Annotated in this window: 23 protein-coding genes; 10 read left to right on the forward strand and 13 right to left on the reverse strand. The window is 66.6% G+C overall.

The annotated features are described in order from the left end of the window. Window positions 1-23: 23 nt before the first annotated feature. The 4 genes from ACFWU2_RS16200 to ACFWU2_RS16215 are packed head-to-tail and all read right to left on the reverse strand — an operon-like array spanning window position 24 to window position 4136. Entirely contained in the window at window positions 24-842 is an 819-nt protein-coding gene (locus ACFWU2_RS16200; RefSeq protein WP_378607938.1) for an ABC transporter ATP-binding protein, read from the reverse strand. Continuing rightward, on the reverse strand, window positions 839-1855 hold the full coding sequence (locus ACFWU2_RS16205; protein ID WP_378607940.1) for an ABC transporter ATP-binding protein: 1017 nt from the start codon (window positions 1853-1855) through the stop codon (window positions 839-841). The genes ACFWU2_RS16200 and ACFWU2_RS16205 overlap by 4 nt, the downstream gene beginning before the upstream one ends. Then, window positions 1848-2837, reverse strand: coding sequence for a branched-chain amino acid ABC transporter permease (locus ACFWU2_RS16210; protein WP_378607942.1), 990 nt, complete (start codon window positions 2835-2837; stop codon window positions 1848-1850). Before ACFWU2_RS16210 ends, ACFWU2_RS16205 begins: the two co-directional genes overlap by 8 nt. 3 nt (window positions 2838-2840) lie before the next feature. Beyond that, window positions 2841-4136, reverse strand: coding sequence for a branched-chain amino acid ABC transporter permease (locus ACFWU2_RS16215; protein WP_378608071.1), 1296 nt, complete (start codon window positions 4134-4136; stop codon window positions 2841-2843). Between the two features lie 289 nt (window positions 4137-4425). Here ACFWU2_RS16215 and polA point away from each other — a divergent pair, with 289 nt between their 5' ends. Next, complete coding sequence (gene polA / locus ACFWU2_RS16220) at window positions 4426-7149, forward strand: DNA polymerase I (protein WP_378607944.1); 2724 nt, start codon at window positions 4426-4428, stop codon at window positions 7147-7149. 117 nt (window positions 7150-7266) lie between these two features. Here polA and trxA read toward each other — a convergent pair whose 3' ends face one another. From trxA to ACFWU2_RS16235, 3 genes are all read right to left on the reverse strand, one after another. Beyond that, window positions 7267-7638 (reverse strand): thioredoxin, encoded by a 372-nt coding sequence (gene trxA / locus ACFWU2_RS16225; RefSeq protein ID WP_378607946.1) that lies wholly within the window; start codon window positions 7636-7638, stop codon window positions 7267-7269. Between the two features lie 121 nt (window positions 7639-7759). Continuing rightward, window positions 7760-8782: a GlxA family transcriptional regulator gene (locus ACFWU2_RS16230; protein ID WP_378607948.1), complete on the reverse strand. Its 1023-nt coding sequence runs from the start codon at window positions 8780-8782 to the stop codon at window positions 7760-7762. Between the two features lie 230 nt (window positions 8783-9012). Beyond that, on the reverse strand, window positions 9013-9531 hold the full coding sequence (locus ACFWU2_RS16235) for a 2'-5' RNA ligase family protein (RefSeq protein WP_378607950.1): 519 nt from the start codon (window positions 9529-9531) through the stop codon (window positions 9013-9015). 37 nt (window positions 9532-9568) lie between these two features. Here ACFWU2_RS16235 and ACFWU2_RS16240 point away from each other — a divergent pair, with 37 nt between their 5' ends. The 4 genes from ACFWU2_RS16240 (at window position 9569) to ACFWU2_RS16255 (ending at window position 13471) form a co-directional block, all read left to right on the forward strand. After that, entirely contained in the window at window positions 9569-10678 is a 1110-nt protein-coding gene (locus tag ACFWU2_RS16240) for an isocitrate/isopropylmalate dehydrogenase family protein (RefSeq protein ID WP_378608073.1), read from the forward strand. 171 nt (window positions 10679-10849) lie between these two features. Continuing rightward, the gene (locus ACFWU2_RS16245; RefSeq protein WP_378608075.1) at window positions 10850-11722 is read left to right on the forward strand and encodes an ABC transporter substrate-binding protein; all 873 of its coding nucleotides are present in this window, start codon (window positions 10850-10852) and stop codon (window positions 11720-11722) included. Window positions 11723-11732: 10 nt separating this feature from the next. Continuing rightward, a complete protein-coding gene (locus ACFWU2_RS16250) occupies window positions 11733-12701 on the forward strand; it encodes an amino acid ABC transporter permease (protein WP_378607952.1) in 969 nt (322 codons plus the stop codon). Then, complete coding sequence (locus ACFWU2_RS16255; protein WP_378607954.1) at window positions 12698-13471, forward strand: amino acid ABC transporter ATP-binding protein; 774 nt, start codon at window positions 12698-12700, stop codon at window positions 13469-13471. The genes ACFWU2_RS16250 and ACFWU2_RS16255 overlap by 4 nt, the downstream gene beginning before the upstream one ends. Window positions 13472-13488: 17 nt before the next feature. On the opposite strand, the gene ACFWU2_RS16260 is transcribed toward ACFWU2_RS16255, so the two are convergent. Then, the gene (locus ACFWU2_RS16260; RefSeq protein WP_378607956.1) at window positions 13489-14400 is read right to left on the reverse strand and encodes a class I SAM-dependent methyltransferase; all 912 of its coding nucleotides are present in this window, start codon (window positions 14398-14400) and stop codon (window positions 13489-13491) included. A 232-nt stretch (window positions 14401-14632) separates the two neighbouring features. Between ACFWU2_RS16260 and rpsA the strand changes: the two genes are divergently transcribed. Then, on the forward strand, window positions 14633-16093 hold the full coding sequence (gene rpsA / locus ACFWU2_RS16265) for a 30S ribosomal protein S1 (RefSeq protein WP_072698949.1): 1461 nt from the start codon (window positions 14633-14635) through the stop codon (window positions 16091-16093). Window positions 16094-16289: 196 nt separating this feature from the next. On the opposite strand, the gene ACFWU2_RS16270 is transcribed toward rpsA, so the two are convergent. Then, a complete protein-coding gene (locus ACFWU2_RS16270; RefSeq protein WP_378607958.1) occupies window positions 16290-16502 on the reverse strand; it encodes a hypothetical protein in 213 nt (70 codons plus the stop codon). Window positions 16503-16717: 215 nt separating this feature from the next. On the opposite strand from ACFWU2_RS16270, the gene coaE reads away from it, so the two are divergent. After that, the gene (gene coaE, locus ACFWU2_RS16275; RefSeq protein ID WP_378607960.1) at window positions 16718-17935 is read left to right on the forward strand and encodes a dephospho-CoA kinase; all 1218 of its coding nucleotides are present in this window, start codon (window positions 16718-16720) and stop codon (window positions 17933-17935) included. 95 nt (window positions 17936-18030) lie between these two features. Continuing rightward, entirely contained in the window at window positions 18031-19164 is a 1134-nt protein-coding gene (locus tag ACFWU2_RS16280) for an LLM class flavin-dependent oxidoreductase (protein WP_378607962.1), read from the forward strand. Between the two features lie 18 nt (window positions 19165-19182). Here the strand turns inward: ACFWU2_RS16280 and ACFWU2_RS16285 are convergent, their stop codons facing one another. Further along, window positions 19183-19692, reverse strand: coding sequence for a DUF402 domain-containing protein (locus ACFWU2_RS16285; protein ID WP_378607964.1), 510 nt, complete (start codon window positions 19690-19692; stop codon window positions 19183-19185). Window positions 19693-19793: 101 nt separating this feature from the next. Here ACFWU2_RS16285 and uvrB point away from each other — a divergent pair, with 101 nt between their 5' ends. Both uvrB and ACFWU2_RS16295 read left to right on the forward strand, forming a co-directional pair. Beyond that, window positions 19794-21953, forward strand: coding sequence for an excinuclease ABC subunit UvrB (gene uvrB, locus ACFWU2_RS16290; protein WP_378607966.1), 2160 nt, complete (start codon window positions 19794-19796; stop codon window positions 21951-21953). 188 nt (window positions 21954-22141) lie between these two features. Beyond that, window positions 22142-22594, forward strand: a complete 453-nt coding sequence (locus ACFWU2_RS16295) for a universal stress protein (RefSeq protein WP_378607968.1) — start codon at window positions 22142-22144, stop codon at window positions 22592-22594. 25 nt (window positions 22595-22619) lie between these two features. Here ACFWU2_RS16295 and ACFWU2_RS16300 read toward each other — a convergent pair whose 3' ends face one another. The 3 genes from ACFWU2_RS16300 to ACFWU2_RS16310 form a co-directional block, all read right to left on the reverse strand. Next, window positions 22620-23027 (reverse strand): DUF732 domain-containing protein, encoded by a 408-nt coding sequence (locus tag ACFWU2_RS16300; protein WP_378607970.1) that lies wholly within the window; start codon window positions 23025-23027, stop codon window positions 22620-22622. Window positions 23028-23172: 145 nt separating this feature from the next. Further along, window positions 23173-25476 carry a HelD family protein gene (locus ACFWU2_RS16305; protein WP_378607973.1) on the reverse strand — a complete coding sequence of 768 codons (2304 nt, stop codon included), beginning with the start codon at window positions 25474-25476 and terminating at the stop codon, window positions 23173-23175. Window positions 25477-25667: 191 nt separating this feature from the next. Further along, window positions 25668-26690 (reverse strand): DoxX family protein, encoded by a 1023-nt coding sequence (locus tag ACFWU2_RS16310; RefSeq protein WP_378607975.1) that lies wholly within the window; start codon window positions 26688-26690, stop codon window positions 25668-25670. Window positions 26691-26830: the final 140 nt, after the last annotated feature.

Below are 26830 nucleotides of genomic sequence, written 5' to 3' on the forward strand. Positions count from 1 at the left end.
GTCGTGTGCGGCGGATACCCGCGTCAGGGAGTCTTCTTCTCCTTGCTGCCCGCGAGAGTCCCGAGATACAACTCGATGACCTTGGGGTCGTGCATGAGGTTGGACCCGGTGTCGGTGTAGGCGTTGCGGCCCTGATCGAGCACATACCCGCGGTCGCAGATCTGCAGGCAGCGCCGCGCGTTCTGCTCGACCATGATGATCGACACGCCCGCAGCATTGATCTTCTTGCAGCGGATGAACACCTCGTCCTGGAACATCGGCGACAAGCCCGCCGACGGTTCGTCGAGAAGCAGGACCGACGGATCCATCATCAGTGCGCGGCCCATCGCCACCATCTGCCGCTCACCACCGGACAACGCTCCTGCCTTGACCTTGCGGCGTTCCCCGAGAAGGGGGAACAGGGTCGAGACCCGGTCGAACTGCTCACTGAACTGCTTGGGCCGCAGGTAGATTCCCATCTCGAGATTTTCCTCGATGGTCAGCGACGGAAAGACGTTCTGCGTCTGCGGGACGTACCCCACGCCCTTACGCACGAGGACGTGCGCGGGCGCCGAGGTGATCGATTCGCCCCGGAGCGTGACTTCGCCCCGCCGCACCGGGATCAGGCCGAAGAGTGCTTTGAGCAGAGTAGATTTGCCGGCACCGTTCGGGCCGATGATCCCGACGATCTCACCCTCGCGGAGAAAGAAGTTGCAGCCACGCAGGATGTCGACGCCGGGGAAGTAGCCGGCGACGACGTCGTCCGCGCGCACGAGCGCGCCCTCGGCCAACCGCGCGTGTTCGCCGGGGGTCGCGGCCGATTCGGCCGGGGTCATGGACCCGGTGGGCGGGGTGTCGCTCATGACTTCTCCTGAGATCCTGGTAGATCGGTGGGGCGCACCGCGTCGGGGTCGGACAGGTCGGCTCCGGACTCGAGAACCTGTGCTTCGGCCTCGGCGAGAATCTCCGCCAACTCTGCGGTCGCGCCGACCGGATTGCCCTCGTCGTCGAATTCGAGTGCCTGGTCGTGGTGGCTGCCGAGATAGGCGTCGACGACCGCATTGTTGTTCGCGAGTTCGTCCGGTGGTGCTTCGGCGATCACCGATCCTTGGGCCATCACCACCACCCAATCGGAGATGTCGCGGATGACATCCATGTCGTGCTCGACGAACACCACGGTCATGCCGTCGTCGCACAGCGATTTGATGTGCCCGAGGAGGCTTTGCGTCAGTGCAGGATTCACGCCGGCCATGGGCTCGTCGAGCATCACGATCGTGGGGTCGGTCATCAGTGCGCGTGCCATCTCGAGCAGTTTGCGCTGTCCGCCGGACAGTGACCCGGCGAGATCGTCGGCCTTCTGCTCGAGGTTGAACCGGGCGAGCAGTGCGTGGGCGCGTTCGGTGATGGCGCGTTCCTGCGCGTGCCATGTCCAGGGGAGCAGCGCGCCGGCCATCCGCTCACCCGTCTGGTGACGTGCCCCCAGACGGACGTTGTCGAGCACCGTCATCTTCGACAGCGCCTTGGTGAGCTGGAACGTGCGCACGATGCCCTGCCGCGCGACACGGTGCGGAGCCATCCGGCCGAGGGATCGGCCGTCCATGCTCCACGTTCCGGTATCCGCGTGGTCGAAACCGGTGAGGAGATTGAACAGGGTGGTCTTGCCCGCCCCGTTCGGACCGATCAGGCCCGTGATGCAGCCGCGCTGGATCTCGAGATGAGCGACGTCCACGGCTTTGAGCCCACCGAAGGTCCGGGAAATGTTGTCCACCACCAGGATCGGATCAACCTTCGGGCTTCCCGGATCATGGGGGACATCCGCGAACACGGCGACTCGTTGCTCGCGCGACAGAGGCGTGCGGATGGTGGTGTCAGGCATCGAGTTGTACCTCCCGCTTGCTTCCCAGGATTCCTTGCGGTCGGAACACCATCATCACCGCGATGAGGATGCCCAGGAGTACGAATCGCATCGCTCCGACCTGCTGCTCGGTGAGCGAGAGCAGTGGATCGGATCCGGAGATCGCCTGGCGCAGGAACGCGTCGGGGAGAGTGAGGATGAACCAGAACAGCATCGCCCCGAGGACCGGGCCGAATACCGTCGCGGCACCACCGAGGATCAGCGCGCCGAACGCGAAGAACGTCTGCGCGGTGGAGTAGAAATCGGGATTGATGGATTTGGTCTGCAGAGCATTGAAGATGCCGCCGAGTCCGCCGATCATGCCGCCCAGCACGAGGGCCTGCATCTTGTAGACGAACACGTTCTTGCCGAGCGCGCGGGCGGCGTCCTCGTCCTCCCGGACCGCTTTGAGGACGCGTCCCCACGGACTGTGGGACAGCAGGTAGACCAGGCCGCACAGCAACAGCACGAGCGTCCAGCCGACCACCATCGCCCACAGGTCGTCGCCGTAGAAGCGCATCCCCAGCAGGTTGTACTGCTTACCGGAGTCGAACGGACTCAACGCGGTGAAAGGGTCCGCGAAGCCCCACAGACCGCGCGTCGATCCGGTGACGGAGTCGGAGGCGGTGGAACGGAACACCAACCGCAGGATCTCGGCTGCGGCGATCGTCGCGATGGCGAGATAGTCGGCGCGCAAGCGCAGCGTCGGGATACCGAGCAGCAAGGCCAGCAGAGCCGGCAGGGCAAGGCCGACGAGTATGCCGGCCCAGAGGGGCTGGTCGTAGGTGACGGTCATGATGCCGACCCCGTACCCGCCGAGGAGTGCGAAACCGATCTGGCCGAAGTTGAGCAGGCCGGCGTAACCGAAGTGGAGGTTCAGGCCGATTGCGAGAAGCGCATAGAAAATGGCCGACGGCCCGATCATCTGCGCGAAGGACACTTGGAGAACAGCGAGGAGGTCCATGTGTCACCCGATCCTTGTTCTGCTGCCGAGGATGCCCTGAGGGCGAATGACCAGAATCACGATGAGCACCAGCAGACCGCCGATGTACTTCAGGTCGGGATTGATCACCAGTGTGGACAACTGCACGAGCAACCCGACGACGACACAGCCGAGCAGCGCGCCGTAGGCAGTTCCGAGTCCGCCGAGGATGATCCCCGCGAACATCAGCAGGAGCAGCTTGAAGCCCATCTCCCACTGGACGCGTCCTCCGAGCTCGGAGAGACCGAACAACACACCGCCGAGCGCGGCGAGTCCGCCGCCGAGGCCCCACACGAAGCGGATCACCTTCTCGACGTCGATGCCCGACGACGCGGCGAGATCGCGATTGTCGGCGACCGCGCGCATCGCTTTGCCGATCCGGGTGCGCTGGAGCAGCAAGGCCACCCCGACGAGCACCACCAGGCTGATCACGATGCACGCGAGATTGACCGGGGTGATCGCGAGCGGACCCCACTGGAGCTGACGCTGTGCTTGGTAGTCGTTGTAGGGCTGAGCGCGGTCGGAGAAGAAGATGAGGATCAGGTATCGCAACGCGATGGCGAGACCGATCGACACCACGAGCTGTGCGATCAGGCCGGTGCGCCGCCGCCGTAGCGGAGCCCAGACCAGCGCGTTGTTGAGCCAGCCGATGATGACGCCGACGATGATCGCGAGGATCGTCGCGGGTATCAGCTGGATGCCGAAACTGACGTTGAAGACCCAGGCCGCGACCGCGCCCAACGTCACCAACTCGCCGTGCGCGAAGTTCGTCAGACCCGTCGTCCCGAAGATCAGGCTCAGGCCGACGCCTGCGATCGCGATGATCAGGCCGAACCGTAAGCCGTCGACAATCGTGCGGATCAGTGTCTCCGCGAACGCCACATTCGATCCGGACCGCGCCTCACCGAACGAGAAGATCACGGTGTTGGGCTGGCCGGCGGCGACATCGCGGGTGACGGTCGACTGCACGGTCACGTCGTCGGGGAGGCTCTCGCCGATGACCTCGAAGACGTATGTCCCCGGCGGCACCGCGAGTTCCCACCGGCCACCGTCCGCGGACTCCGTTTCGCCGACGACCTCGCCGGCCGCGTCCGACGCGCGGACCGTCACGCCGTCCAGCCGTTCTCCCGCATTGTTGAGCGTGCCGCGGACCGTGACGGCATCGTCCGCACTCGGTGGTGCGTCGGCGGGAGGTGCTGTGGCGCCTGTCGGCGAAGGCTCAGGAGGGTCTTGGGCGGCGGCGGTGCCGGCTCCTATCGCTAGGCCGAAAACCGCCACCATGAGCAATAGCACGATTTGGATTCCGGACGCCCATCGACGTCTCCGGAGTCTCACCGTAGGGGCCACGCAGGTCCTCCCGAATCAGGTGCAATGTTGTCGAGCGCGACGCCTGGGGCGGTGTCGTGAGTGGGCACTTTAGCGTCTGTAACGGAATTGCACCGACATCCCCGGTTTCCCACGTGTTTCGTTCCCGTGGCTCACGAAAACACCTGTGTTTCGGAGCCCGGGGCGCCCAGTCACCACTCTCGGGGCTTCGACGGGTGTCGGGGCCGGTCCCTAGACTGAGCGCGTGACCCGTGCATCCTCCTCGACTACGCCCACTGCGGACGCCGACGCCCGCCCGACCCTTCTCCTGCTCGACGGACACTCTCTGGCTTTCCGTGCCTTCTATGCGCTGCCGGCGGAGAACTTCAAGACCCACAGCGGGCAGACCACCAACGCGGTGTACGGGTTCACCTCCATGCTGATCAATCTGCTGCGCGACGAGCAGCCCACGCACGTGGCGGCGGCCTTCGACGTCAGCCGCAAGACCTTCCGGGCCGAGTTGTTCGCCGCGTACAAGGCCCAGCGCAGCGCCGCTCCCGACGAGTTCAAGGGTCAGATCGAGCTCACCAAGGATGTGCTCGGCGCGATGGGCATTCCCGTGATGGCGATCGAGGGGTATGAGGCCGACGACCTCATCGCCACGCTTGCGACGCAAGCCAACGCCCTGGGTTACAAGGTGCTGGTCGTGACCGGCGACCGCGACGCGCTCCAACTGGTGAACGACGACATCACCGTGCTGTATCCGCGGCGTGGCGTCTCCGATCTCACTCGCTTCACCCCCGAGGCGGTCGAGGAGAAGTACGGCCTGACGCCGGCGCAGTATCCCGACTTCGCTGCGTTGCGCGGTGACCCGAGCGACAATCTTCCGGGTATCCCGGGCGTGGGAGAGAAGACCGCCGCGAAGTGGATCAGGGAGTACGGCAGCCTCAGTGGTCTCGTCGACAGGGTCGACGAGGTGCGCGGGAAGACGGGTGACGCGCTCCGCGAGAATCTGTCCAACGTCCTGCTCAACCGGCAGCTCACCGAGATGGTGCGCGACGTGGCTCTGCCCTACTCTCCGGATCAGCTCGCGCTCGCGCCCTGGGATCGCGACCGCATCCACCGCCTGTTCGACGACCTCGAGTTCCGGGTGCTGCGAGATCGGCTCTTCGAGACGCTCGCCTCGTCCGCACCCGAAGCCGAGGAAGGTTTCGAGGTGCGCGGCGGGATCGTCGAGCCCGGTGCGCTCGGTGACTGGCTCGCCACGCACGCTGTCGCGGGCCACCGGCACGGACTGTCGGTGGTCGGATCCGGAACGCCGTACGGCGGCGAGGCCACTGCTGTGGCGATCGCGGCGGCTGACGGTGAAGGCGCCTACGTCACGACGATCGCTCTCACTCCCGAGGACGACGCCGCGCTCGCCGCGTGGCTCGCCGACCCGGCCGTCGAAAAGGCTTTGCACGAAGCGAAATCGGCGATCCACGCCCTGCGTGGCAGGGGTTGGACGCTCGCGGGCGTCACCAGCGACACCGCGCTCGCCGCGTACCTCGTCCGGCCGGGACAGCGCAGCTTCAAGCTCGACGACCTGTCCTTGCGCTACCTCAAGCGGGAACTTCGTGCGGAGAACGACGGCGACGGCCAGCTGTCCCTGCTCGACGATGCGGACGCCGTCGACGAGGAGGCCGCGCAGACCCAGATCCTCGCGGCCCGCGCGGTGGTCGACCTGGCCACGGCGCTCGACGCCGAACTCGCAGACATCGAGTCGGTGGCGTTGCTGTCCGAGATGGAACTGCCGCTGCTCGGGGTGCTCGCAGACATCGAGGCCACCGGCATCGCCGTGGATGCGGACCACCTGCACGACCTGCAGTCCGGTTTCGCCGCCGACGTCGCCGCCGCAGCGAACGCCGCATACGAGGTCATCGGAAAGCAGATCAATCTCGGCTCACCGAAGCAACTGCAGGTCGTCCTGTTCGACGAACTGGACATGCCCAAGACGAAGAAGACCAAGACCGGGTACACCACCGACGCGGACGCACTGCAGGGCCTGTTCGACAAAACCGGCCACCCGTTCCTCGAACATCTTCTCGCGCACCGTGAGTCGACCAAGATGAAGACGACGGTCGACGGGCTCATCAAATCGGTGGCCGACGACGGCAGGATCCACACCACGTTCAACCAGACGGTCGCGGCAACCGGCCGACTGTCGTCGACCGAGCCGAATCTGCAGAACATTCCCGTACGAACCGATGCGGGACGGCAGATCCGCGAGGGCTTCGTCGTCGGCGACGGCTTCGACATGCTCCTGACCGCCGACTACAGCCAGATCGAGATGCGCATCATGGCGCACCTCTCGGGCGACGAAGGACTGATCGAAGCCTTCCGCACCGGAGAGGACCTCCACACGTTCGTCGCGTCGCGGGCGTTCGGGGTGCCGCTCGAGGAGGTCACTCCGGAATTGCGACGCCGGGTCAAGGCCATGTCCTACGGATTGGCCTACGGCCTGAGCGCCTATGGTCTCGCGCAACAGCTCAAGATCTCCGCGGACGAGGCGCGTGCGCAGATGGAGGCGTACTTCACCCGGTTCGGTGGGGTGCGCGACTACCTGCACAACGTAGTCGAGGAGGCCCGGAAGGTCGGTTACACCTCGACGCTGTACGGGCGACGCCGCTACCTGCCCGACCTGAACAGCGACAATCGTCAACGCCGGGAGGTGGCCGAGCGCGCGGCGCTGAACGCCCCGATTCAGGGCACGGCGGCCGACATCATCAAGGTCGCCATGATCGATGTGCAGCGCGCGCTGCGGGCCGCGGACCTGCGGTCCCGGATGCTGCTCCAGGTGCACGACGAACTCGTTCTCGAGGTCGTCGCCGAGGAACGCGAGCAGGTCGAGGCGATCGTGCGGGAGAAGATGGACTCCGTGATCGACTTGTCGGTGCCCCTCGATGTCTCGGTCGGCTACGGCCGCAGCTGGGATGCCGCCGCGCACTGACGGGCCGCACATACGGATACCGGACAACGACGACAACGTCCTCCCTACCCGCGAAGGGTGGGGAGGACGTTGTCGTGACGGGGAGACGCGGCCGCGACGGATCGTGGTCCGGGTCGGTCAGTTCTGGGCGTTCTGCGCTTCCGCGATCTGCTTGCGCACATCTTCCATATCGAGTGCCTTGACCTGGCTCACGAGATCGGAGAGCGCAGCCGGGGGAAGGGCGCCGGCCTGGTTGTAAACGAGAATGCCTTCCCGGAAGGCCATGATCGTCGGGATCGATCTGATGTTCGCCGCCGCCGCGATGCCCTGCTCGGCCTCGGTGTCGACTTTGGCGTGCACCACGTCGGGGTGCTCCTCGGACGATGCCTCGAAGGTCGGGGCGAACTGCTTGCACGGGCCGCACCAATCGGCCCAGAAATCGACGAGCACGATGTCGTTATTGGTGACGACCTCATCGAAGTTCTGCTGCGTGAGAGCTTGGGTTGCCACGGAAATCCTTTCGTCGGCGTATCGACGGGTCCAACATCCGGACGTCTCGTTTTCTTCCCGCCACGCTACGCGAGGGGTTCCGCCCGTGTGGTGTGGTCGGCCCGTCGATCGGGCCCGGCGGTCAGGACACCGGTACGGCGTCGGCGGCCCGGAAAGCACGCCGATAGGCCTGGGGGGTGGTCTGCCGAAGCCGCAGGAAGTGCTGCCGGAGCACGGCGGCGGCACCGAACCCGACACGGTCGGCGATCACGTCGACCGGAAGGTCGGAGTCCTCGAGGAGTCGCTGGGCAGCGAGAACTCGCTGGTCGCGCAGCCAGCGTGCCGGGGTGGTGCCGGTTTCGGCGGTGAAGCGCCGCGCAAAGGTGCGGGGCGACATGTGAACTTTTGCGGCGAGGGCCGGAACCGGCAGGTCTTGTTCCAGATGTTCGGTCATCCAGTCGAGCAGCGGGCCCAAAGTCTCGCACTCGTACTCGGGGAGCGGCATCGCGACGTACTGGGCCTGGCCACCGTCCCGGTGAGGGGGGACCACCATGCGCCGGGCGATCGTGTTGGCGACGTGGGAGCCCTGCACCGTGCGGACGATGTGCAGGCACAGGTCGATGCCCGCGGCGGTGCCCGCGCTGGTGAGAACCGGGCCGTCCTCGACGTAGAGGACGTTGGGGTCGACCAGCGCCTCGGGGTACATGGCGGCGAGACGATCGGCATGTCGCCAGTGGGTGGTGCAGCGCCGGCCGTCGAGAAGCCCCGCCGCACCCAGGAGGAATGCCCCGGTACACAGGCTCGCAACGCGGGCACCGCGATCGACTGCCGCACGGAGTCGCTCGAACAGCGGTTCGAGTTCGGATGCGTCGGCACCATTCCCGCAGAGGAAGGACGGATCGTCGAGGGAGGCCGTGTCGGTGCCGCCGGCGGGAAGCACCACCAGGTCGGCCTCGTCGATCTTCGCCAGGTCGTAGGGCGCGTCGACCGTGAACCCGAAGCGGGTCCGGGACGGAGTCGGGCTCCCGGCGATCAACGAGAAATTGTAGGTGGGCAGGCCGTCGTCGGATCGGTCGAAACCGAAGACCTCGCACGCGACGCCGAGTTCGAACATCTCGGTCCGGGGCAGGACCGGGACCACCACTGTCTCGAGTTTGTCGGCCATGACGTCAGTCTGCACCCTGGGTGGCAGGAAAGCGAGCAATCATGTCGTTTCTGCCACTGTTGCGCGGTATCGGCGCGCGGGACGCTGGTAACCATGATCTCGCTGATGCTTCTACTCCTCGTCTTACTCCTGATTCTGGATGTGCTCGCCCTCATGGGAAAAACGCCCGACACCCATTTGGAGACAACGCAATTCGGAGACTACAAGTTTTGAGCACCGATGCGGTGCGGTCAGACCAGCCACCATTCGCGTTTGGCCGTGCCGTCCCACCGACGGATCCCGGCGCTCGTCCCGCTCAGGTCGCGGCCTCCGATGCGTGCCGCGACGAGGGCCGCTCCGATGCGATCGGCGGGGACCCGCCGGGCCAGGGTCACGTGCGGGGTCCACTCGCCGGGCCGGATGTGTGCCGGTACCCCAGGGCACGCTTTCAGCAGTTCGAAGACCCGCGCATGCAGATCGAGGAGCGCGGACGACGGTACGACCAGGCGCGCGAGGGTCGCGTGCCGGTCTCCGAACACGACGACACCCCCGAGCCGTACAGCCAGGGGAGTGTCGGTGAGGGTCGCGCGTACCGCGTCCTCGACCTCGGACGGGATCTCGGCCGAGACGAACAGGGTCACGTGCGGCCGATTCGTCGGGGAGCGGACGCGCCCCTGACTGTCGATTCCACCGTCGAGCATGCGCGTCCACTCGTCACGCACCGCCGCGTCGAGGCTCTCGTCGAGCAGCAGTTCCACCGACTGCACCATGGTGAGCAATGATGACCGGGTGACCGACCAGACCGCAATGCCCGGCGAGGCGACACCACCGGCAGTACTCCCCGGAACACGTCCACACCGCATCGGCCTTCTCGAAGGCGACGGCATCGGCCACGAGATCGTCCCGGCGACGCGGGAGGTCGTGGATGCGGCGGTGGCCGCGGCCGGAGGAGTCGGGGTGGAGTGGGTCCCGTTGCCGATCGGGGCCGAGGCGATAGAGACGCACGGCACGCCCTTGCCCGAGGAGACGCTCGACGCGCTCGAGAGCCTCGACGCCTGGATCCTGGGTCCACACGACAGTGCGTCCTACCCGGAGCCGTACCGGAGGCAGCTGACTCCGGGCGGACGCATCCGCAAGCACTTCGACCTCTATGCCAACATCCGGCCCGCCCGCGCACTCACCGGCGTGCGGGCGGTCTCACCGGCGATGGACCTGGTGGTCGTGCGCGAGAACACGGAGGGCTTCTACGCGGACCGCAACATGGCGGTCGGAAGCGGTGAATTCATGCCGACCCCCGACGTCGCCCTCGCCGTGGGTGTCGTCACACGGGCTGCATGTGAACGGATCGCCCGTACCGCGTTCGACCTCGCGTCGAAGCGTCGCGGCCGCGTCACCATCGTCCACAAGGCAAACGTGCTGTCGATGACCACAGGACTGTTCCGAGACGTCTGCCGTGAAGTAGGCCGCGACTATCCGAGCGTGGAGGTCGACGACGCCCACGTCGACGCGATGGCAGCGCTGCTGGTCCGGCACGGCGACCGGTACGACGTCATCGTGACCGAAAACATGTTCGGCGACATCCTCTCCGATCTGACCGCCGAGTTGTCGGGTTCGCTCGGCACCGCAGCGTCGGTCAACGCCTCGAGCACCAGAACGATGGCGCAGGCGTCACACGGTGCCGCGCCCGACATCGCCGGTCTCGGGCGGGCCAATCCGATCGCGCTGATATCTTCTGCTGCAATGCTTCTCGATAGGCTCGGGGACACGTCCGATCCTTCCTTCGCCGCAGCCGCGCGCAGGATCGAAGCTGCCGTGAATGCGACGGTCGGCTCCGGAATCGCCACCGCCGACCTCGGTGGGACGGCGTCGACCGCCGAGTTCACCGACGCCCTGATCGAGCGCATGCGCGACCTCTGAACCCGGAGGGATCGGCGCGGGATTCGGTCGCACGGGCACCGGAGTGGATACTGTTTCTCTGTGAAAGAAGCAGTGCGCACCCACGGCAGGGGGCACACCGGCGACACACATCCCACCGAAAGCACCGGATATTCCGGACGCAAGGCGAGCGGAACGCGCCGCGGTCGACGGATCACGGCAGCGGTTGTATCCCTGTTCGCGGTGCTGTGTGTCACGACGGGGTGTGTCGTCAACTCGGAATCGACCGTGCCCGCGGGCGACCGTGTCCGCGCCGAGCGCGTCGACAGCATCGCGTCCCAGCTTCCCGACTGGGCTTCCGACCCCGACCTCCAGATCGGCGTCAACGTGCCCTATGCCCCCAACGAGTTCCGGGACGACGACGGCACGATCGTCGGCTTCGGTGTCGAACTCGCGCAGGCGATCGGCGACGTGCTGGGCGTGCAGACGGTCTTCAACGAGGCCGACTTCGACCGGATCATCCCGGCGGTCCAGGCCCGTACCTTCGATCTGGGTTCCTCGTCGTTCACCGACACGCTGGAACGCGAGGAAACGGTCGACTTCGTGACCTACTACAACGCAGGGGTGCAGTGGGCGCAACGGACCGGCGAGCACGTCGATCCCGACAACGCCTGCGGGCTGCATGTCGCCGTGCAGACCAACACCGTCGAGGACATCGAAGAAATCCCCGCGAAGAGCGAGGCGTGTGTCGCGGCAGGACTCCCGCCGATCGACAAGGTCAAGTACGACAGCCAGGACGAAGCGGCGAATGCGCTCATCCTCGGACGCGTCGACGCCCTGTCCGCCGACTCACCGGTCACCGCGTACGTCATCGCCCGGAGCGAGGGCCGACTCGAGGCCGCGGGACCGCTGTTCGACGCGGCGCCGTACGGCTTCGTCGTCGCGAAGGGATCACCGCTGGGCCCCGTACTGCAACAGGCTGTCCAGTACCTCATCGACTCCGGCGTCTACGCCGAGATCCTCGAGCGCTGGAACATGTCCGTCGGGGCGATCACCACGTCACAGATCAATGCGGCAACGAGCTGAGAGGGAACCGATGAGCGAGCACACGCATCCGAGCGGTGCGCCTGCGACCGAACCGGAACCGATCCAGGCGGTTCCTCTCCGGCACCCAGGACGCTGGATCTCCGGGGCACTGGTGCTGATCGGGCTGGGCCTGTTCGTGTGGGGCGCAGCCACCAATGAGGCCTACCGCTGGGATGTGTACGGCCAGTATCTCTTCGACAGCCGCATCACCGCAGCCGCCTGGAAGACGGTGCAGTTGACGGCACTCGCGATGCTCATCGCGGTGTTGCTCGGTGTCCTTCTCGCCGTGATGCGACTGTCGCCGAACCCGGTGCTGAAGTCGGTCTCGTGGCTGTATCTCTGGGTCTTCCGTGGCACCCCGGTCTACGTGCAACTCGTCCTGTGGGGCCTGTTCCCGTCGATCTACAAGCAGATCGATCTCGGCATCCCCTTCGTTCACCAGTTCGTCCACATCGACGTCCAGGGGCTCAACGCCGCATTCCTGTTCGCCGTCGTCGGTCTCGCCCTCAACGAAGCCGCCTATATGGCGGAGATCGTTCGCGCCGGCATCGGGTCGGTTCCGGAAGGACAGGTCGAGGCGTCGACCGCGCTCGGGATGTCCTGGTCCCAGACCATCCGACGCACCGTACTGCCCCAGGCCATGCGGGTGATCATCCCGCCGACGGGCAACGAACTGATCAGCATGCTCAAGACCACCTCGCTCGTGGCGGCGGTGCCCTACAGCCTCGAGTTGTACGGCCGAGCGCGAGACATCTCAGGCGCGAACTTCCAGCCCATCCCGCTGCTGCTCGTCGCGGCGACCTGGTATCTCGCCATCACCAGCGTGCTGATGGTGGGCCAGTACTTCATCGAACGGCACTACTCGAAGGGGATGAGCCGCCAGTTGACGAACCGCCAGTTGCAGGCCCTCGCCGACGCACAGGACACGCCGGCCGCCGCGCCGAAGACCCCGAAGCACCCCGGAGGTGGGCTCGCATGACCTCGACCGAAACGCCGATGGTTCGTGCGGACCGCGTGTGCAAGAACTTCGGGGCCGTCAAGGTGCTCAAAGGCATCTCCCTCGAGGTGGGACGCGGTCAGGTCGCATGCATGATCGGACCGTCCGGGTCCGGCAAGTCCACCTTCCTGCGATGCATCAACCACCTCGAACGCGTCGACGCCGGGCGCCTCTACGTCGACGGTGAACTCGTCGGTTACGCCGAACGCGGCTCCAAGCTCCACGAGCTTGCGCCCAAGGTCGCCGCCCGGCAGCGCCGCGAGATCGGCATGGTGTTCCAGCACTTCAATCTGTTCCCGCACCGCACGGCGCTCGAGAACATCATCGAGGCTCCGATACTGGTGAAGAAGGTCAAGCGCGCGGAGGCGGTGGAGCGCGCGCGCGAACTCCTTGCCCGCGTGGGCCTGTCCGACAAGGCCGACGCCTACCCGGCGCAGTTGTCCGGGGGCCAGCAGCAGCGCGTCGCCATTGCCCGTGCCCTCGCGATGGACCCCAAGCTCATGCTGTTCGACGAGCCCACCTCGGCGCTCGACCCGGAACTGGTGGGTGAGGTGCTCGCCGTGATGCGGGATCTCGCCGCCGGTGGGATGACGATGGTCGTGGTCACCCACGAGATGGGTTTCGCGCGCGAGGTCGCCGACGAACTCGTGTTCATGGACGACGGTGTCGTCGTCGAAGCCGGCAACCCGAGCGAGGTGCTGTCGAATCCGCAGCACGAGCGCACCCGCGCGTTCCTGTCGCGCCTGCTGTAGCCGCGTCGGCGCCGGGTTCAGCCGGGCTTGCGGCTGCAGAAGATCGCGGTGCCCGGGAAGTACTCGCCACGCAAAGGGCTCCACTGTCCCCATTCGCGGTCGAGGTGCTCGGGCCACTCGGGTTCGATGATGTCGTACACCTCGAGTCCTGCCCCGACGAGTTCGCGCACCCGGTCGCCGATCGTGCGGTGGTGTTCGACGTAGGTGGCGGTGCCGGAGTCGTCGAGTTCTACGTAGGGCGTGCGGTCGAAGTAGGGGAACATCGCGACCAGTCCCTTTTCGGTCGGGTCGTCCGGGAAGATCCACCGCATCGGATGGTTGACGGAGAACACCCAGCGGCCGCCCGGCCGCAGCACCCGCGCGACCTCCCGCATGACCTGCGCCGAATCCGCAACGAAGGGCACGGCCCCGAAGGCCGAACACACCACGTCGAAGCTCCCGTCCGCGAACGGGAGATTCTCGGCGCCGGCCTGCACGAGCGGAACGCGACGCTCCGGGGGTGTGTCCGTGGCGTCCATCGCGGTAAGTCCGCGCTCGAGCATCGCCATCGAGATGTCCAGTCCGACGGGGTGGGCGCCGTGCTCGGCCAGCCACCGCGCGCACGGAGCGGACCCGCAACCGATCTCCAGCACGTCTCGCCCGACGATGTCGCCGAGCAGATGGACATCGCCCTCGTGGAGTCCTTCGGGGCACCAGACGAACTCGCCGGCGGCCGAGTCGACGCCGAGGAACTCGCCGTGCGTGCGGTGATAGTCCTCGGCGTCGGCATCCCACCACGCTCGGCTCGCGCGCTCGCTGTCGCGGGAGCCGAGCCGGAGGCGCCCGACCTTGGAGGTGCCCAGTAGCGCGTTCGCGGATGCGTGCCGTTCCTCGGGTGACAGCTGGGGCTGGTGAGATGCTGTGCCGGAGGGGTTTTCGGGGCTTGGCATGAATCCGAGCGTAAAGGTCTCGCGGGGGCGGGCACGCGGGCGGGGCGTCCTGGTTTGCCCAGCTCCCCTGCGGGCGCGTAGCCTGGTGGTCGCGAGTGTCCGCTGCTCGGCTTCATCGGTCGGACGGGGACGCTCGCCGTGATTCAATCACCGCTTCATCGCAGTGTGCGATTCGCGTGCCCGACCGAAGTTCCATCAACCGACTATCAACCCGTCCGGAGCAACTCAACACATGGCCTCCACCACCGTCACCTCGCCGCAGGTAGCCGTTAACGACATCGGCTCCGCCGAGGATTTCCTCGCCGCCATCGACGCCACGATCAAGTACTTCAACGATGGCGACATCGTCGAAGGCACGATCGTCAAGGTCGACCGCGACGAGGTGCTGCTCGACATCGGTTACAAGACCGAAGGCGTCATCCCCTCCCGTGAGCTCTCCATCAAGCACGACGTCGACCCCAACGAGGTCGTGTCCGTGGGCGATGAGGTCGAGGCTCTGGTCCTCACCAAGGAGGACAAGGAAGGCCGCCTGATCCTGTCCAAGAAGCGTGCGCAGTACGAGCGCGCCTGGGGCACGATCGAAGAGCTCAAGGAGAAGGACGAGGCCGTCAAGGGCACCGTCATCGAGGTCGTCAAGGGCGGCCTGATCCTCGACATCGGCCTGCGTGGCTTCCTGCCCGCGTCGCTCGTCGAGATGCGTCGCGTCCGCGACCTCCAGCCGTACGTCGGCAAGGAGATCGAGGCCAAGATCATCGAGCTCGACAAGAACCGCAACAACGTGGTCCTGTCGCGCCGCGCATGGCTCGAGCAGACCCAGTCCGAGGTCCGCAGCGAGTTCCTGCACCAGCTCCAGAAGGGCCAGGTCCGCAAGGGCGTCGTGTCCTCCATCGTCAACTTCGGCGCCTTCGTCGATCTCGGCGGTGTCGACGGCCTCGTGCACGTCTCCGAGCTGTCCTGGAAGCACATCGATCACCCGTCCGAGGTTGTCGAGGTCGGCACCGAGGTCACCGTCGAGGTTCTCGACGTCGACCTGGACCGCGAGCGCGTGTCCCTGTCGCTCAAGGCGACGCAGGAAGATCCGTGGCGTCAGTTCGCCCGGACCCACGCGATCGGCCAGATCGTCCCGGGCAAGGTCACGAAGCTGGTTCCGTTCGGTGCGTTCGTGCGCGTCGAAGAGGGAATCGAAGGCCTCGTGCACATCTCCGAGCTGGCCGAGCGCCACGTGGAGGTCCCGGACCAGGTTGTCGCAGTCGGCGACGACGCGATGGTCAAGGTCATCGACATCGACCTCGAGCGTCGTCGTATCTCGCTGTCGCTGAAGCAGGCGAACGAGGACTACACGGCCGAGTTCGACCCGTCGAAGTACGGCATGGCCGACAGCTACGACGAGCAGGGCAACTACATCTTCCCCGAGGGCTTCGATCCCGAGACCAACGAATGGCTCGAGGGTTACGAGAAGCAGCGCGAGGAGTGGGAGTCCCGCTACGCGGAGGCCGAGCGTCGTCACAAGATGCACACCGCTCAGATCGAGAAGATGGCTGCCGACGAGGCTGCCGAGGCTGCTGCCGGCGTGTCCAGCAGCAACTACTCGTCCGAGACGGATGCCGAAGAGCCCGCCGAGCAGACCGGTGGCTCGCTGGCCAGCGATGCTCAGCTCGCTGCACTGCGCGAGAAGCTGTCCGGCAACGCCTGACAGATCTGATCGACTCTGATCGAGGGAAGACCCCGCACCGATTCGGTGCGGGGTCTTCCGCATTTCGGCGTCTGTACCGTTCCTAACGTCGCGTCGGCATTGCTTCGGAGGGCGGACGACGACGGCGACCGCCTCCCGTCGGGAGGGGTCGCCGTCGTCGTGAGCGTGACCGTAGCGGTCCGACTGTGCGGGGGAATCAGCCCACGGCGGGAGTGGCCCACTGCGCGGGAATCGCCGCGGCGCGCTTGCGCATGGCGGCGTGACTGTGCCGCGCGTTGCTCAGCAGTGTGGTGAACCAGTTGCGCCGGTGCTCGGCGAGCGCGGCGGCCACCTCGGGGATGAGGACGCAGTGAACACTGTGTTCCATGCCGAGGCGATGTCGACCGGAAGGTGAGGGGGAGGAACGCATAGGCTGCCTTCTCGATGAACCGGATATCCGGAGTCGGACGCTTGGACAAGACGATAACCGACGGCGAGCCGCGTACCGCGAATTTATTGCAGGTGAGAGACGTGTTTCCCCAGGACGGGCGCTCTCGCGACCTGCCTGTGACCGCTCCGTGACTGTGCTGTGATAGCGGCGGGTCGGCTCACCCCTTCCGGTTGTGTGGTGCAACACTGGGCGGCGTGCTGCGAATGGGGTTGACCGGAGGTATCGGCGCGGGTAAGTCCACTGTCGCCAAGGAACTCGTGAATCTCGGGGCGGTGCTCGTCGACGCCGACACGATCGCGCGGGAAATCGTCGAGCCGGGCTCGGAAGGTCTCGCCGAACTCGTCGATGCGTTCGGCGAGGACATTCTCCTACCCGACGGGTCGTTGGACCGTCCCGCGCTCGCTGCCAAGGCGTTCGCGACCGACGACGCGCGAGCCGTCCTCAATGCCATCACCCATCCGAGGGTCGGCCGCCGCACCGCAGAACTCGTTGCCGCGGCACCCGAGGACGCGATTGTGGTGCAGGACATCCCCTTGCTCGTCGAAGGCGGAATGGCGCCGATCTTCCATCTGGTGGCCGTCGTGCACGCGGGGGAGGACGAGCGACTCCGCCGGCTGGTGGAGCTACGGGGAATGCCAGAGTCCGACGCTCGTGCCCGGATCGCGGCGCAGGCCACGGAAGAGCAGCGGCGCGCGGTGGCCGATGTCTGGCTCGACAACACCGGCGAGCCGGACGATGTCGTGAGCCGGGTACGGGCGCTGTGGACAGACCGTCTGGTGCCGTTCGAGCGCAACGTGCGCACCCGCACCGCGGTGACACCGGAGCCGGTACTGGTTCCGGCACGCCTCGAATGGGATCGGTCTGCGCAACGACTGATCGCTCGACTCGCCGTGGCCTGTGGCGGCAGCGCGGTGCGCATCGACCACGTGGGGTCGACCGCAGTGCCAGGGCTCGACGCAGTCGACGCGCTCGATCTGCAGGTCACGGTGCCGGACCTCGCTGCCGCCGACGCGCTCGCGGAGCCGCTGGCCGTCGCAGGTTTTCCGCGCATTGAGCAGGTCGATCACGACCAGCCGAAACCTTCGTACGGCGCCGGCGGCGAGACGGACCCGGCGATGTGGGCGATGCGATTGCACGGAAGCGCCGATCCGGGGCAGCCGGCGCGCGTCGCGGTGCGCGTCGACGGATGGCCCGGGCAGCAGTTCGCGTTGTTGCTGCGCGATTGGCTGCGCGCCGACGCGGCAGCAGCGGCCGAGTACGCCGACGTCAAGCGTGCCGCAGCAGACGCAGCGGCGGCATTCGGCGATCCGCTCGAGGCGGCCGCGGCATACAGCGCGGCGAAGGCTCCGTGGTTCGACCGTGCCTACCATCGCGCCTGGTCCTGGGCGCAGGAAACGGGTTGGAGCGCATAGCCCAAGGCATTGCAGGCTACGGATGCGCGGGAATTCCCGCGCACCCGCCTCCGTTAAGATGATTGAGACTTCAACTAACTGACGGAGGTACAGACGTGCAGTTCGGCATTTTCACCATCGGGGACGTCACACCGGACCCCACCACCGGCGCCGTCCCGACCGAGCACGAGCGAATCGTCGCCATGACCGAGATCGCACTGAAAGCCGAGGAGGTCGGGCTCGACGTCTTCGCCACAGGCGAGCACCACAACCCGCCGTTCGTGCCGTCGTCACCGACCACCATGCTCGGCTGGGTAGCCGCACGAACCGAGAAGCTCATCCTCTCCACCGCAACCACGTTGATCACCACCAACGACCCGGTCAAGATCGCCGAGGACTACGCGATGCTCCAGCATCTGTCCGGTGGCCGTGTCGACCTCATGATGGGTCGCGGCAACACCGCGCCGGTCTACCCGTGGTTCGGTAAGGACATCCGGGAGGGCATCCCGCTGGCCATCGAGAACTACCACCTGCTCCGGCGCCTGTGGCGCGAGAAGGTCGTCGACTGGGAAGGCAGGTTCCGAACCCCGCTGCGCGGTTACAGTTCCACGCCCATGCCGCTCGACGAGACCCCGCCGTTCGTGTGGCACGGTTCGATCCGTTCGCCGGAAATCGCCGAACAGGCGGCGTTCTACGGCGACGGGTTCTTCCACAACAACATCTTCTGGAACAAGGAACACACCCAGCAGATGGTCTCGCTGTACCGGAACCGCTTCGAGCAGTACGGACACGGCGCAGCCGAGCAGGCCGTCGTCGGACTCGGCGGCCAGGTGTTCATGGCGAGCACCGAAACGGAGGCCAAGCGGGTGTTCCGTCCGTACTTCGACAACGCGCCCGTGTACGGCCACGGCCCGTCCCTCGAGGAATTCTCGACGACGACACCGCTGACCGTGGGCACGCCCGAACAGGTCGTCGAACGTACCCTCGGCTTCGCCGACTACGCGGGCGACTACCAGCGTCAGCTCTTCCTCGTGGACCACGCCGGGCTGCCGCTCGAAATGGTGCTCGAGCAGATCGAGATCCTGGGTCGCGAGGTGGTGCCGGTGCTCCGCACCGAGTTCGAACGCCGGCGACCCGCGCATGTGCCGTCCGATCCGCCCACCCACGTGTCGCTCGTGGCCGAAGGCCCCGGGTCACCGCACCGGCTCGTCACCCCGGCTTCGACCGACGGGGCCGGAGCCCGGAAATAAGCGAGGGAAGTGCCGACGTCACCGCCAGCTGATCGGCAATCCGACCGAGGCCAGCCACGCGTCGACGTCGTGACCGTGGGCGGCGATGCCGTCGACCGCTTCGAACGCGCGCAGCACTGCCAATTCGGCCTCGTCCGTGTCGAGCAGACCCGCAGCGACGGCGGCGAACAGTTCGTCGACATCTTCTACCGCGGTGCCACGGCCGGTGCGGACGAGAAGATCGAGGTAGTGATCGCGCGAATGCCACACGTCACCGTCTCGCCAGTACTCGCCCACATCGACGTACCGATCCATGTCGCGCTCGTGCCCGGGACGGTAATGGAAGATCGTCACCCGGAGATGCCGGGAGGGCAGGATCCAGGACTCCACGTACCCGAACTCGTGGTGGTCCGCCGGCCGCGCCATGTACAGCCCCCACGGCTCGACCCGGTACACCTCGACCGGTCGCACATTGCCCTTCGGGTCGGTGTTGGTCTGCGCGGGAACATCGAAGCGTTCCACTTTGATGGGGTGAAGGTGCGGCGGCATGACCGCACGTTACCGCCCTTGCGGGGCGTTGCGCCTCGGCGGGGGATCGGCGGGCCCGTCGGCCCGCCGCACGTGTCGGTGGGACCAATTACCCTGGAATCATGGCGTTCGCAAGTGAGCATCCTGTAGTCGCCCATTCCGAGTTCCGTCCGGTGGGCGAGATCGAACGCACCGACGCCCCGTTCGAGGTCGTCAGTGAATACGAACCCGCCGGCGACCAGCCCGCCGCGATCGACGAACTCGAGCGCAGGCTGAAGGCAGGGGAGAAAGACGTCGTCCTGCTCGGTGCCACCGGTACCGGCAAGTCCGCCACGACCGCGTGGCTCATCGAGCGGCTGCAACGTCCCACCCTGGTGATGGCACCCAACAAGACCCTCGCCGCACAGCTCGCCAACGAGCTGCGGGAGATGTTGCCCAACAACGCGGTCGAGTACTTCGTGTCGTACTACGACTACTACCAGCCCGAGGCGTACATCGCGCAGACCGATACCTACATCGAAAAGGACTCGTCGATCAACGACGACGTCGAGCGGTTGCGGCACTCCGCGAGCTCGTCGCTGCTCTCCCGCCGCGACGTCGTGGTGGTCGCCTCGGTGTCCTGCATCTACGGCCTCGGCACCCCGCAGTCCTACCTCGACCGCTCGATCCAGCTCGAGGTCGGACTCGAAGTTCCGCGCGACGCCCTGCTCCGCCTGCTTGTCGACGTGCAGTACAACCGAAACGACCTCGCCTTCACTCGCGGCTCGTTCCGGGTCAAGGGCGACACCGTCGACATCATTCCGGCGTACGAGGAACTCGCGGTCCGCATCGAATTCTTCGGCGACGAGATCGAGGCGCTGTACTACCTGCACCCACTCACCGGTGACGTCGTCCGCAAGGTCGATTCGTTGCGGATCTTCCCGGCGACCCACTACGTGGCCGGTCCCGAGCGGATGGAACGCGCGGTCAAGGACATCGAAGCCGAACTCGAGGAACGCCTCGCCGACCTCGAGAACCGCGGCAAGCTCCTCGAGGCGCAGCGACTGCGGATGCGCACGCAGTACGACCTCGAGATGATCCGCCAGGTCGGTTTCTGTTCGGGTATCGAGAACTACTCTCGGCACATCGACGGCCGGCCCGCCGGCACCGCACCCGCGACGCTGATCGACTACTTCCCGGAGGACTTCCTTCTGGTCATCGACGAGTCCCACGTCACGGTGCCGCAGATCGGCGCGATGTACGAAGGCGACATGTCGCGCAAACGCAACCTCGTCGAGTTCGGATTCCGGCTTCCGTCGGCGGTCGACAACCGCCCGCTCACCTGGGAGGAGTTCGTCTCCCGCATCGGGCAGACCGTCTACCTCTCGGCGACGCCCGGACCGTACGAACTCGGGCGGACCGGCGGCGAGTTCGTCGAACAGGTCATCCGCCCGACCGGTCTGGTGGACCCGAAGGTCGTCGTCAAACCCACCAAGGGCCAGATCGACGATCTGATCCACGAAATCCGGGAGCGGGCCGACCGCGACGAACGCGTGCTCGTCACTACTCTCACCAAGAAGATGTCCGAGGACCTCACCGATTACCTACTCGAACTCGGCATCCGGGTGCGGTATCTGCACTCCGACATCGACACGTTGCGCCGCGTCGAACTGCTCCGGCAGTTGCGCCTGGGGGAGTACGACGTACTCGTGGGCATCAACCTGCTCCGCGAGGGCCTCGACCTCCCCGAGGTCTCCCTCGTTGCCATTCTCGACGCCGACAAGGAGGGATTCCTCCGCTCGAGCACGTCGCTGATCCAGACCATCGGACGCGCGGCGCGCAACGTCTCCGGCGAGGTGCACATGTACGCCGACAAGATCACCGACTCGATGGCGCGCGCCATCGACGAGACGGACCGCCGGCGCGAGAAGCAGATCGCCTACAACAAGGAGCACGGCCTCGACCCGCAACCGTTGCGCAAGAAGATCGCCAACATTATGGACCAGGTGTATCAGGAAGCAGAAGACACCGAAGCCATCGAAGTGGGCGGATCGGGCCGCAATGCCTCCCGTGGACGCCGGGCGCAGGGCGAGTCCGGGCGGGCGACGAGTTCCGGCGTCATCGAAGGCCGCGATACCACGACGATGCCGCGAGCCGAACTGGCCGATCTCGTGCAGCAACTCACCGACCAGATGATGCAGGCCGCACGTGATCTGCAGTTCGAGCTGGCGGGACGGTTGCGCGACGAGATCGCCGATCTCAAGAAGGAATTGCGGGGGATGGACGCCGCCGGTCTGAAGTAGATCCGGAGAACCGCTCCCGTGGGCCGCGACGGCTCCGGGACGCGTCCCTGTGGCGTGGGACCCAAATCCCCCATGTGGCCCGGTGTCCCGATACTGTCTACGCCAGCGCCGGGCGGAGGGTTTCGCATCTCTTCCACCGGCACCATCGGCGGCACGCGCCGGTGACCGGATACACGATGGAGGAACGAATGAGCGCCTACCGGACCATTGTCGTCGGGACGGACGGTTCGGAGTCGTCGTACAAGGCGGTGGAGAAAGCGGCTGCCCTCGCGGGAGACGCCGGCGCCAAGTTGGTCATCGCCTGTGCGTACTACCCGGCCGATCCCAAGGACACGGCACACGCCGCGGACGTGCTGCGCGACGAGGCATATCAGATCACCGGATCTGCACCGACCTACGAAATCCTCCGCACGGCACGGGAGAAGGCCACCGTGGCCGGCGCGAAGAACATCGTGGAACGGCCCGTTGTCGGTTCACCTGTGGAATCCCTCCTCGCCCTCGTCGCAGAGGTCGATGCCGATCTCATCGTGATCGGTAACCGCGGACTGAACACCCTCACCGGCCGACTCCTCGGTTCGGTGCCGTCGGACGTCGCCCGGAAAGCGACCTCCGACGTGCTGGTCGTGCACACCGTCCGCTGACAAAGCCCGCGCGAACGCCCGGGGGTCAGCAGTAGGTGTCGCGCGTGATCTCGACATAGTGCCGGGCGGCATCGCCGCCCGGCATCGTCGTATGCGTTGCCGCCGCGGCGTACGACGCAATCGGCCGCGCTGTCTCCAGGATGCGTTCCTCCGGCATTCCGGCTGCGAGCTGATCGCACAGTCCGCGCGCGACCGCGAGCAGGGTCTCGTCCGGAACATCCGCGACCAGTCCCGCACCGTCCAGCGCGTCCTTCATGCGTGTCGCGCGCGCGTCCAGCACCGGTGGCTCGGCCGCTGCCGTGGGTGTTTCCACCGCCTCGACAGGGTCGGCTGTGCCGGCCGAGCATGCGGCAGCGGCGAGTACTGCCGCGCCGGCGAGCAGAACCCGGGCCGCGACGCCGATCGGCCACCGTCCCCGTGCTATCACCCTCACCTCACACCGTCGACGAACCGGACGTTTCTGTCAGCGGTGCCGTGGCGGATGGCACCGTGCACAGGACCGTACCTTCCCGGCATAACGGAATCGTTCCGATCGACATCGTGCTGCTTCCACACTGCTACTTCAAGACCGCGCCTGCTCAACACCGCGCCTTGGCGGCGAGTCCGTCGAGTACCCGGGGGAGCGGGGTGGTGTGCAGCACGCCGAGTCTCTGGGTCGCTCGGGTCAGCGCGACATAGAGGTCGTTCATGCCGCGGGGAGATTCCGACAAAATCTCGGACGGCTCCACCAGCAGCACGGCGTCGAACTCGAGGCCCTTGACGTCCTTGACGGCAGCCACCGTCACCGACGGCGAGGCGAGGTGCGCCCACTCCGCTACCAGGCGGGCAGGTACCAGAACGGCCGTCGTGCCCGGTCCCGACTCCTCGTCCAGTGCGCTGCGCACCGCGTCGACCAAGTTGTCGGCCTCCACCGAGCGTGCCCAGGGTTCGTAGCCTGATTCGCGCACCGACTCCGGCGGGAGTTGTTCGGGGTCGATCTCCGCGAGTACCGCGTGCGCGACCCGCATGATCTCCGCCGGCGTCCGGTAGTTGACGGTGAGCTCGGCCTTCTTCCACCGGTTCGCGACATACGGCTCGAGGACCCGCTGCCACGAGGTGCTGCCCGCCGGATCACCGGTCTGGGCGGTGTCGCCCACGAGGGTCATCCACCGGTTCGGGATTCGGCGCATCAGCGCCCGCCACGCCATCTCCGACAGTTCCTGCGCTTCGTCGACGATCACGTGCCCGTAGGTCCAAGTACGGTCACCCGCAGCACGTTCCGCGGTGGTCTCGTAACCCCGGTGGTCCTGGCGCTCCGCGAGCTGGGACGCGTCGATGAGGTCGTACGCCATGAGCAGTTCGGGGTCGAGGTCGTCCTCGAGATCTTGGGGTGCCGAACCGGTGAGGATGTCGAGTGCGCCCTGGGCGTCGGCGATCTGCCTGCGCCACCTGCGGGACGCGCGTTCTCGTTCCGCAGCGTCGTCGACCCCGAGCAGTTCGGCGATCTCGTCGAGCAGCGGGGCATCGGCGGCGCTGAAACGTCCTGCTCTGTCCGGGCGGTACAGCGCCTCGATCTGGTCTTCCGAGAAGTGGGGAGCGGCCGAGGCAAGACGCTCCCGTGAGGCGAGCAGATCCGTGAGCACCTGCTGCGGGGTCAATTCCGGCCACAACGCGTCGATCGCGGAGACGATGTCCCGGTCCGCCCGCATCTCCGACCGGATGTCGTCGATGTCGTCGCGGCTGAGCAGGTTACCGCCGTTGACCAAGTCGGTACCGATGATGGAGGCGAGCTGGTCTGCGAGCGCTTCGATGACCGCGGACACGAAAATCGGACGAGCAAGATTGTGTGGCCGACGCGACGAGCGTGCCCGGCCGCGTGCACGCGAGACCGATTTCCGGTCGAGCGTGAGGCGGTAGGTGTCGAACGACACGGGCACCGGGGAACTCGGGACCTCCTGCCGGTCCCGCACCGCCTTCTTGAGGATGTCGACCATGGCCGACGAGCCCTTGAGCTCACCGGCCTCGCGGCTGTCGTCCAGCGTGGCCTTCACACCCGGATACAGATCGCCGATGGTGGACAGCAACACGCCCGTCTCACCGAGCGAGGGCAGCACCTGACCGATGTAGTCGAGGAAGGTGGAATTCGGGCCGATGATCAGCACGCCGCTCTTCGCGAGTTGCTTACGGTACGTGTAGAGCAGGTATGCGGCGCGGTGCAGCGCTACCGCGGTCTTCCCGGTTCCCGGTCCACCCTGCACCACGAGCACGCTTCGGTGCTCGGAGCGGATGATCGCGTCCTGCTGGGCCTGGATGGTGGCCACGATGTCGTGCATCTGCCCGGTGCGGGCGGCGTTGAGGGCCGCCAGCAGGGCGGACTCGCCGGCGACTCCGCCCGCCGCCGGTGTATCGGAGTGCTCCTGCGCGGCGTCGAGATCGAGGTATTCGTCGTTCAGGGCGGTCACCGAACGTCCACGACTTCGGATGTGGCGACGCAGCACCACGCCGTCGGGTGTTGCGGGGGTGGCCAGATAGAAGGGCCGCGCCTGCGGTGCCCGCCAGTCGAGGAGAAGCGACTCGTAGTCGTTGTCTTCGTCCAGGATCCCTATGCGTCCGATGTATCGGTTGTCGAGGCCCCCGTCGTGGTCGACCTCGTCGTCCCGCACGTCGATGCGGCCGAAACACAGGCCGTGTTCTGCGGCGTCGTACTTCGCGAGATCCTCGGTGTACATCTGGGTGAACGATTCGCGTTCGGAGCGTGCTTGCGGGGTGCCCCCCGACTCCCGGAGCACGCGGGTCAGCCTCGTCTTCGCGTAGTCGCGCAGGTCGTCGAGGTGCCGGTAGAGCATCGAGACGTATGCCTGCTCAGGCTCGAGGTCTGGGTGGGACGCGCCATCGGCCGGCACATGAACTCCTCGGATAGGGACAGATCGAACGCGTGGGGGCGTCGACGGAAGTGCCCGAGAAGTCTAGTCGGATCGCTCCGGGTGCCGGGGAACACCCGGTCACAAACGCGGCAGGCACGCGGATCCCGTGGATACGCGTGCCTGCCGCTGGAGCCGAATCGCTCGGCTCGGTGTGGTGCCGATGACCGGTGTTACCGCTTCTCGAGCGCCTTGCGGTTCTTCTCGAGTGCCTTCTCGGCCTGCTTGCGTGCCTTCTCGGCGCTGGCCCGGGCCTTTTCTGCCGCCTTCAGGGCCTTGCCGTTGAGCACCGCCGAGCGCTCGTCGGCAAGCTGTGCCCATTCGTTGCTGCGATCACGTGCGGTGTCGAGGAACTTGGTGCCGCGCACCCGCGCGACCTCGGCGATCTCCGGGCCGCGTTCCTTGGCGACGCCGAGGAGTTCGGTGCCGCGCTCACGGGCGGTGTCCGCGAACTCGGGGCCGCGTTCCTTGGCGACGTCGAGCAGGCCGGTGCCACGCTGGCGTGCGCGCTCGGCCAGTACCGGACCGCGGTCGCGTGCGACTTCGAGAAACTCGTTGCCGCGTTCCTTGGCTACCTCGGCGAATACGGGACCCCGCTCCTTCGCGACCTCCAGAAGGTGGCCGCCGTGCTCGGCAGCGTCTCCGGTGAGGGACTTCACGCGTTCGGCCACGGTGTTGAAGGCGTCCGCAGCACCGTGGTCCGAGGATGCCGCCAGGGGGAGTGCTGCGGCGACCGAGGCCTGGGCGCTGCGAGCGGCGCGGCGACCGCGCCAGCCGAGTGAGGGCTTGCCTTCGGTGTCCACGGCTGCGATGAGGAGTCCGCCGAGAAGGCTGACGCTCTTGATGAACTCGGTGCGCTGCCGGGACCGCGTTTCGGCGTCCTGTGCGTTCCAGAAGTCGTGGCCGACCGCAGTGCTGGGTACGAGAGTCCCGGCGAGGGCGAGTGCCGAGAGTCGAGGAGCCTTGCCCAGCGCGAACAGTGCGCCGGCGCCGATCTGAACCGCTGCGTTGAGCTGGATCAGCGTCTCGGGATTGCTCGGGAGCCGATCGGTGACCGAGGCGGGCAGTACATTCACCGCCTGATCCAGCCCGGGTTGGGCCGCGTTCGCCCGCGGAGCGGGATTGCGGAGGGCGTCGACGCCCCCGGCAATGAAAATGGACGCGAGCATCGGTCTCGCGAGTCTCCGGACGATCATGTAATTCCTCCCGTTGTCGGGTGTGTTGCCACCGCGACCCGTGTACCCCGACCCCGGCAGGAATATGCCCGCCGACGCGCACGGACCTGACCGGAGTGTCCGATTCTCCGCCTTGCCCGTATTCGAACCGGACGGAAATC

It is taken from the genome of Rhodococcus sp. NPDC058639 (genome assembly GCF_042717545.1).
Lineage (GTDB): Bacteria > Actinomycetota > Actinomycetes > Mycobacteriales > Mycobacteriaceae > Rhodococcus.

Excerpts from the sequence above, each read along its gene's own strand:
- ACFWU2_RS16200 (WP_378607938.1), bottom strand. The coding sequence starts at position 842 with ATGAGCGACACCCCGCCCACCGGGTCCATGACCCCGGCCGAATCGGCC.
- ACFWU2_RS16205 (WP_378607940.1), bottom strand. The coding sequence starts at position 1,855 with ATGCCTGACACCACCATCCGCACGCCTCTGTCGCGCGAGCAACGAGTC.
- ACFWU2_RS16210 (WP_378607942.1), bottom strand. The coding sequence starts at position 2,837 with ATGGACCTCCTCGCTGTTCTCCAAGTGTCCTTCGCGCAGATGATCGGG.
- ACFWU2_RS16215 (WP_378608071.1), bottom strand. The coding sequence starts at position 4,136 with ATGGTGGCGGTTTTCGGCCTAGCGATAGGAGCCGGCACCGCCGCCGCC.
- ACFWU2_RS16230 (WP_378607948.1), bottom strand. The coding sequence starts at position 8,782 with ATGGCCGACAAACTCGAGACAGTGGTGGTCCCGGTCCTGCCCCGGACC.
- ACFWU2_RS16235 (WP_378607950.1), bottom strand. The coding sequence starts at position 9,531 with ATGGTGCAGTCGGTGGAACTGCTGCTCGACGAGAGCCTCGACGCGGCG.
- ACFWU2_RS16240 (WP_378608073.1), top strand. The coding sequence starts at position 9,569 with ATGCCCGGCGAGGCGACACCACCGGCAGTACTCCCCGGAACACGTCCA.
- ACFWU2_RS16250 (WP_378607952.1), top strand. The coding sequence starts at position 11,733 with ATGAGCGAGCACACGCATCCGAGCGGTGCGCCTGCGACCGAACCGGAA.
- ACFWU2_RS16255 (WP_378607954.1), top strand. The coding sequence starts at position 12,698 with ATGACCTCGACCGAAACGCCGATGGTTCGTGCGGACCGCGTGTGCAAG.
- ACFWU2_RS16260 (WP_378607956.1), bottom strand. The coding sequence starts at position 14,400 with ATGCCAAGCCCCGAAAACCCCTCCGGCACAGCATCTCACCAGCCCCAG.
- rpsA (WP_072698949.1), top strand. The coding sequence starts at position 14,633 with ATGGCCTCCACCACCGTCACCTCGCCGCAGGTAGCCGTTAACGACATC.
- ACFWU2_RS16270 (WP_378607958.1), bottom strand. The coding sequence starts at position 16,502 with ATGCGTTCCTCCCCCTCACCTTCCGGTCGACATCGCCTCGGCATGGAA.
- ACFWU2_RS16285 (WP_378607964.1), bottom strand. The coding sequence starts at position 19,692 with ATGCCGCCGCACCTTCACCCCATCAAAGTGGAACGCTTCGATGTTCCC.
- uvrB (WP_378607966.1), top strand. The coding sequence starts at position 19,794 with ATGGCGTTCGCAAGTGAGCATCCTGTAGTCGCCCATTCCGAGTTCCGT.
- ACFWU2_RS16295 (WP_378607968.1), top strand. The coding sequence starts at position 22,142 with ATGAGCGCCTACCGGACCATTGTCGTCGGGACGGACGGTTCGGAGTCG.
- ACFWU2_RS16310 (WP_378607975.1), bottom strand. The coding sequence starts at position 26,690 with ATGATCGTCCGGAGACTCGCGAGACCGATGCTCGCGTCCATTTTCATT.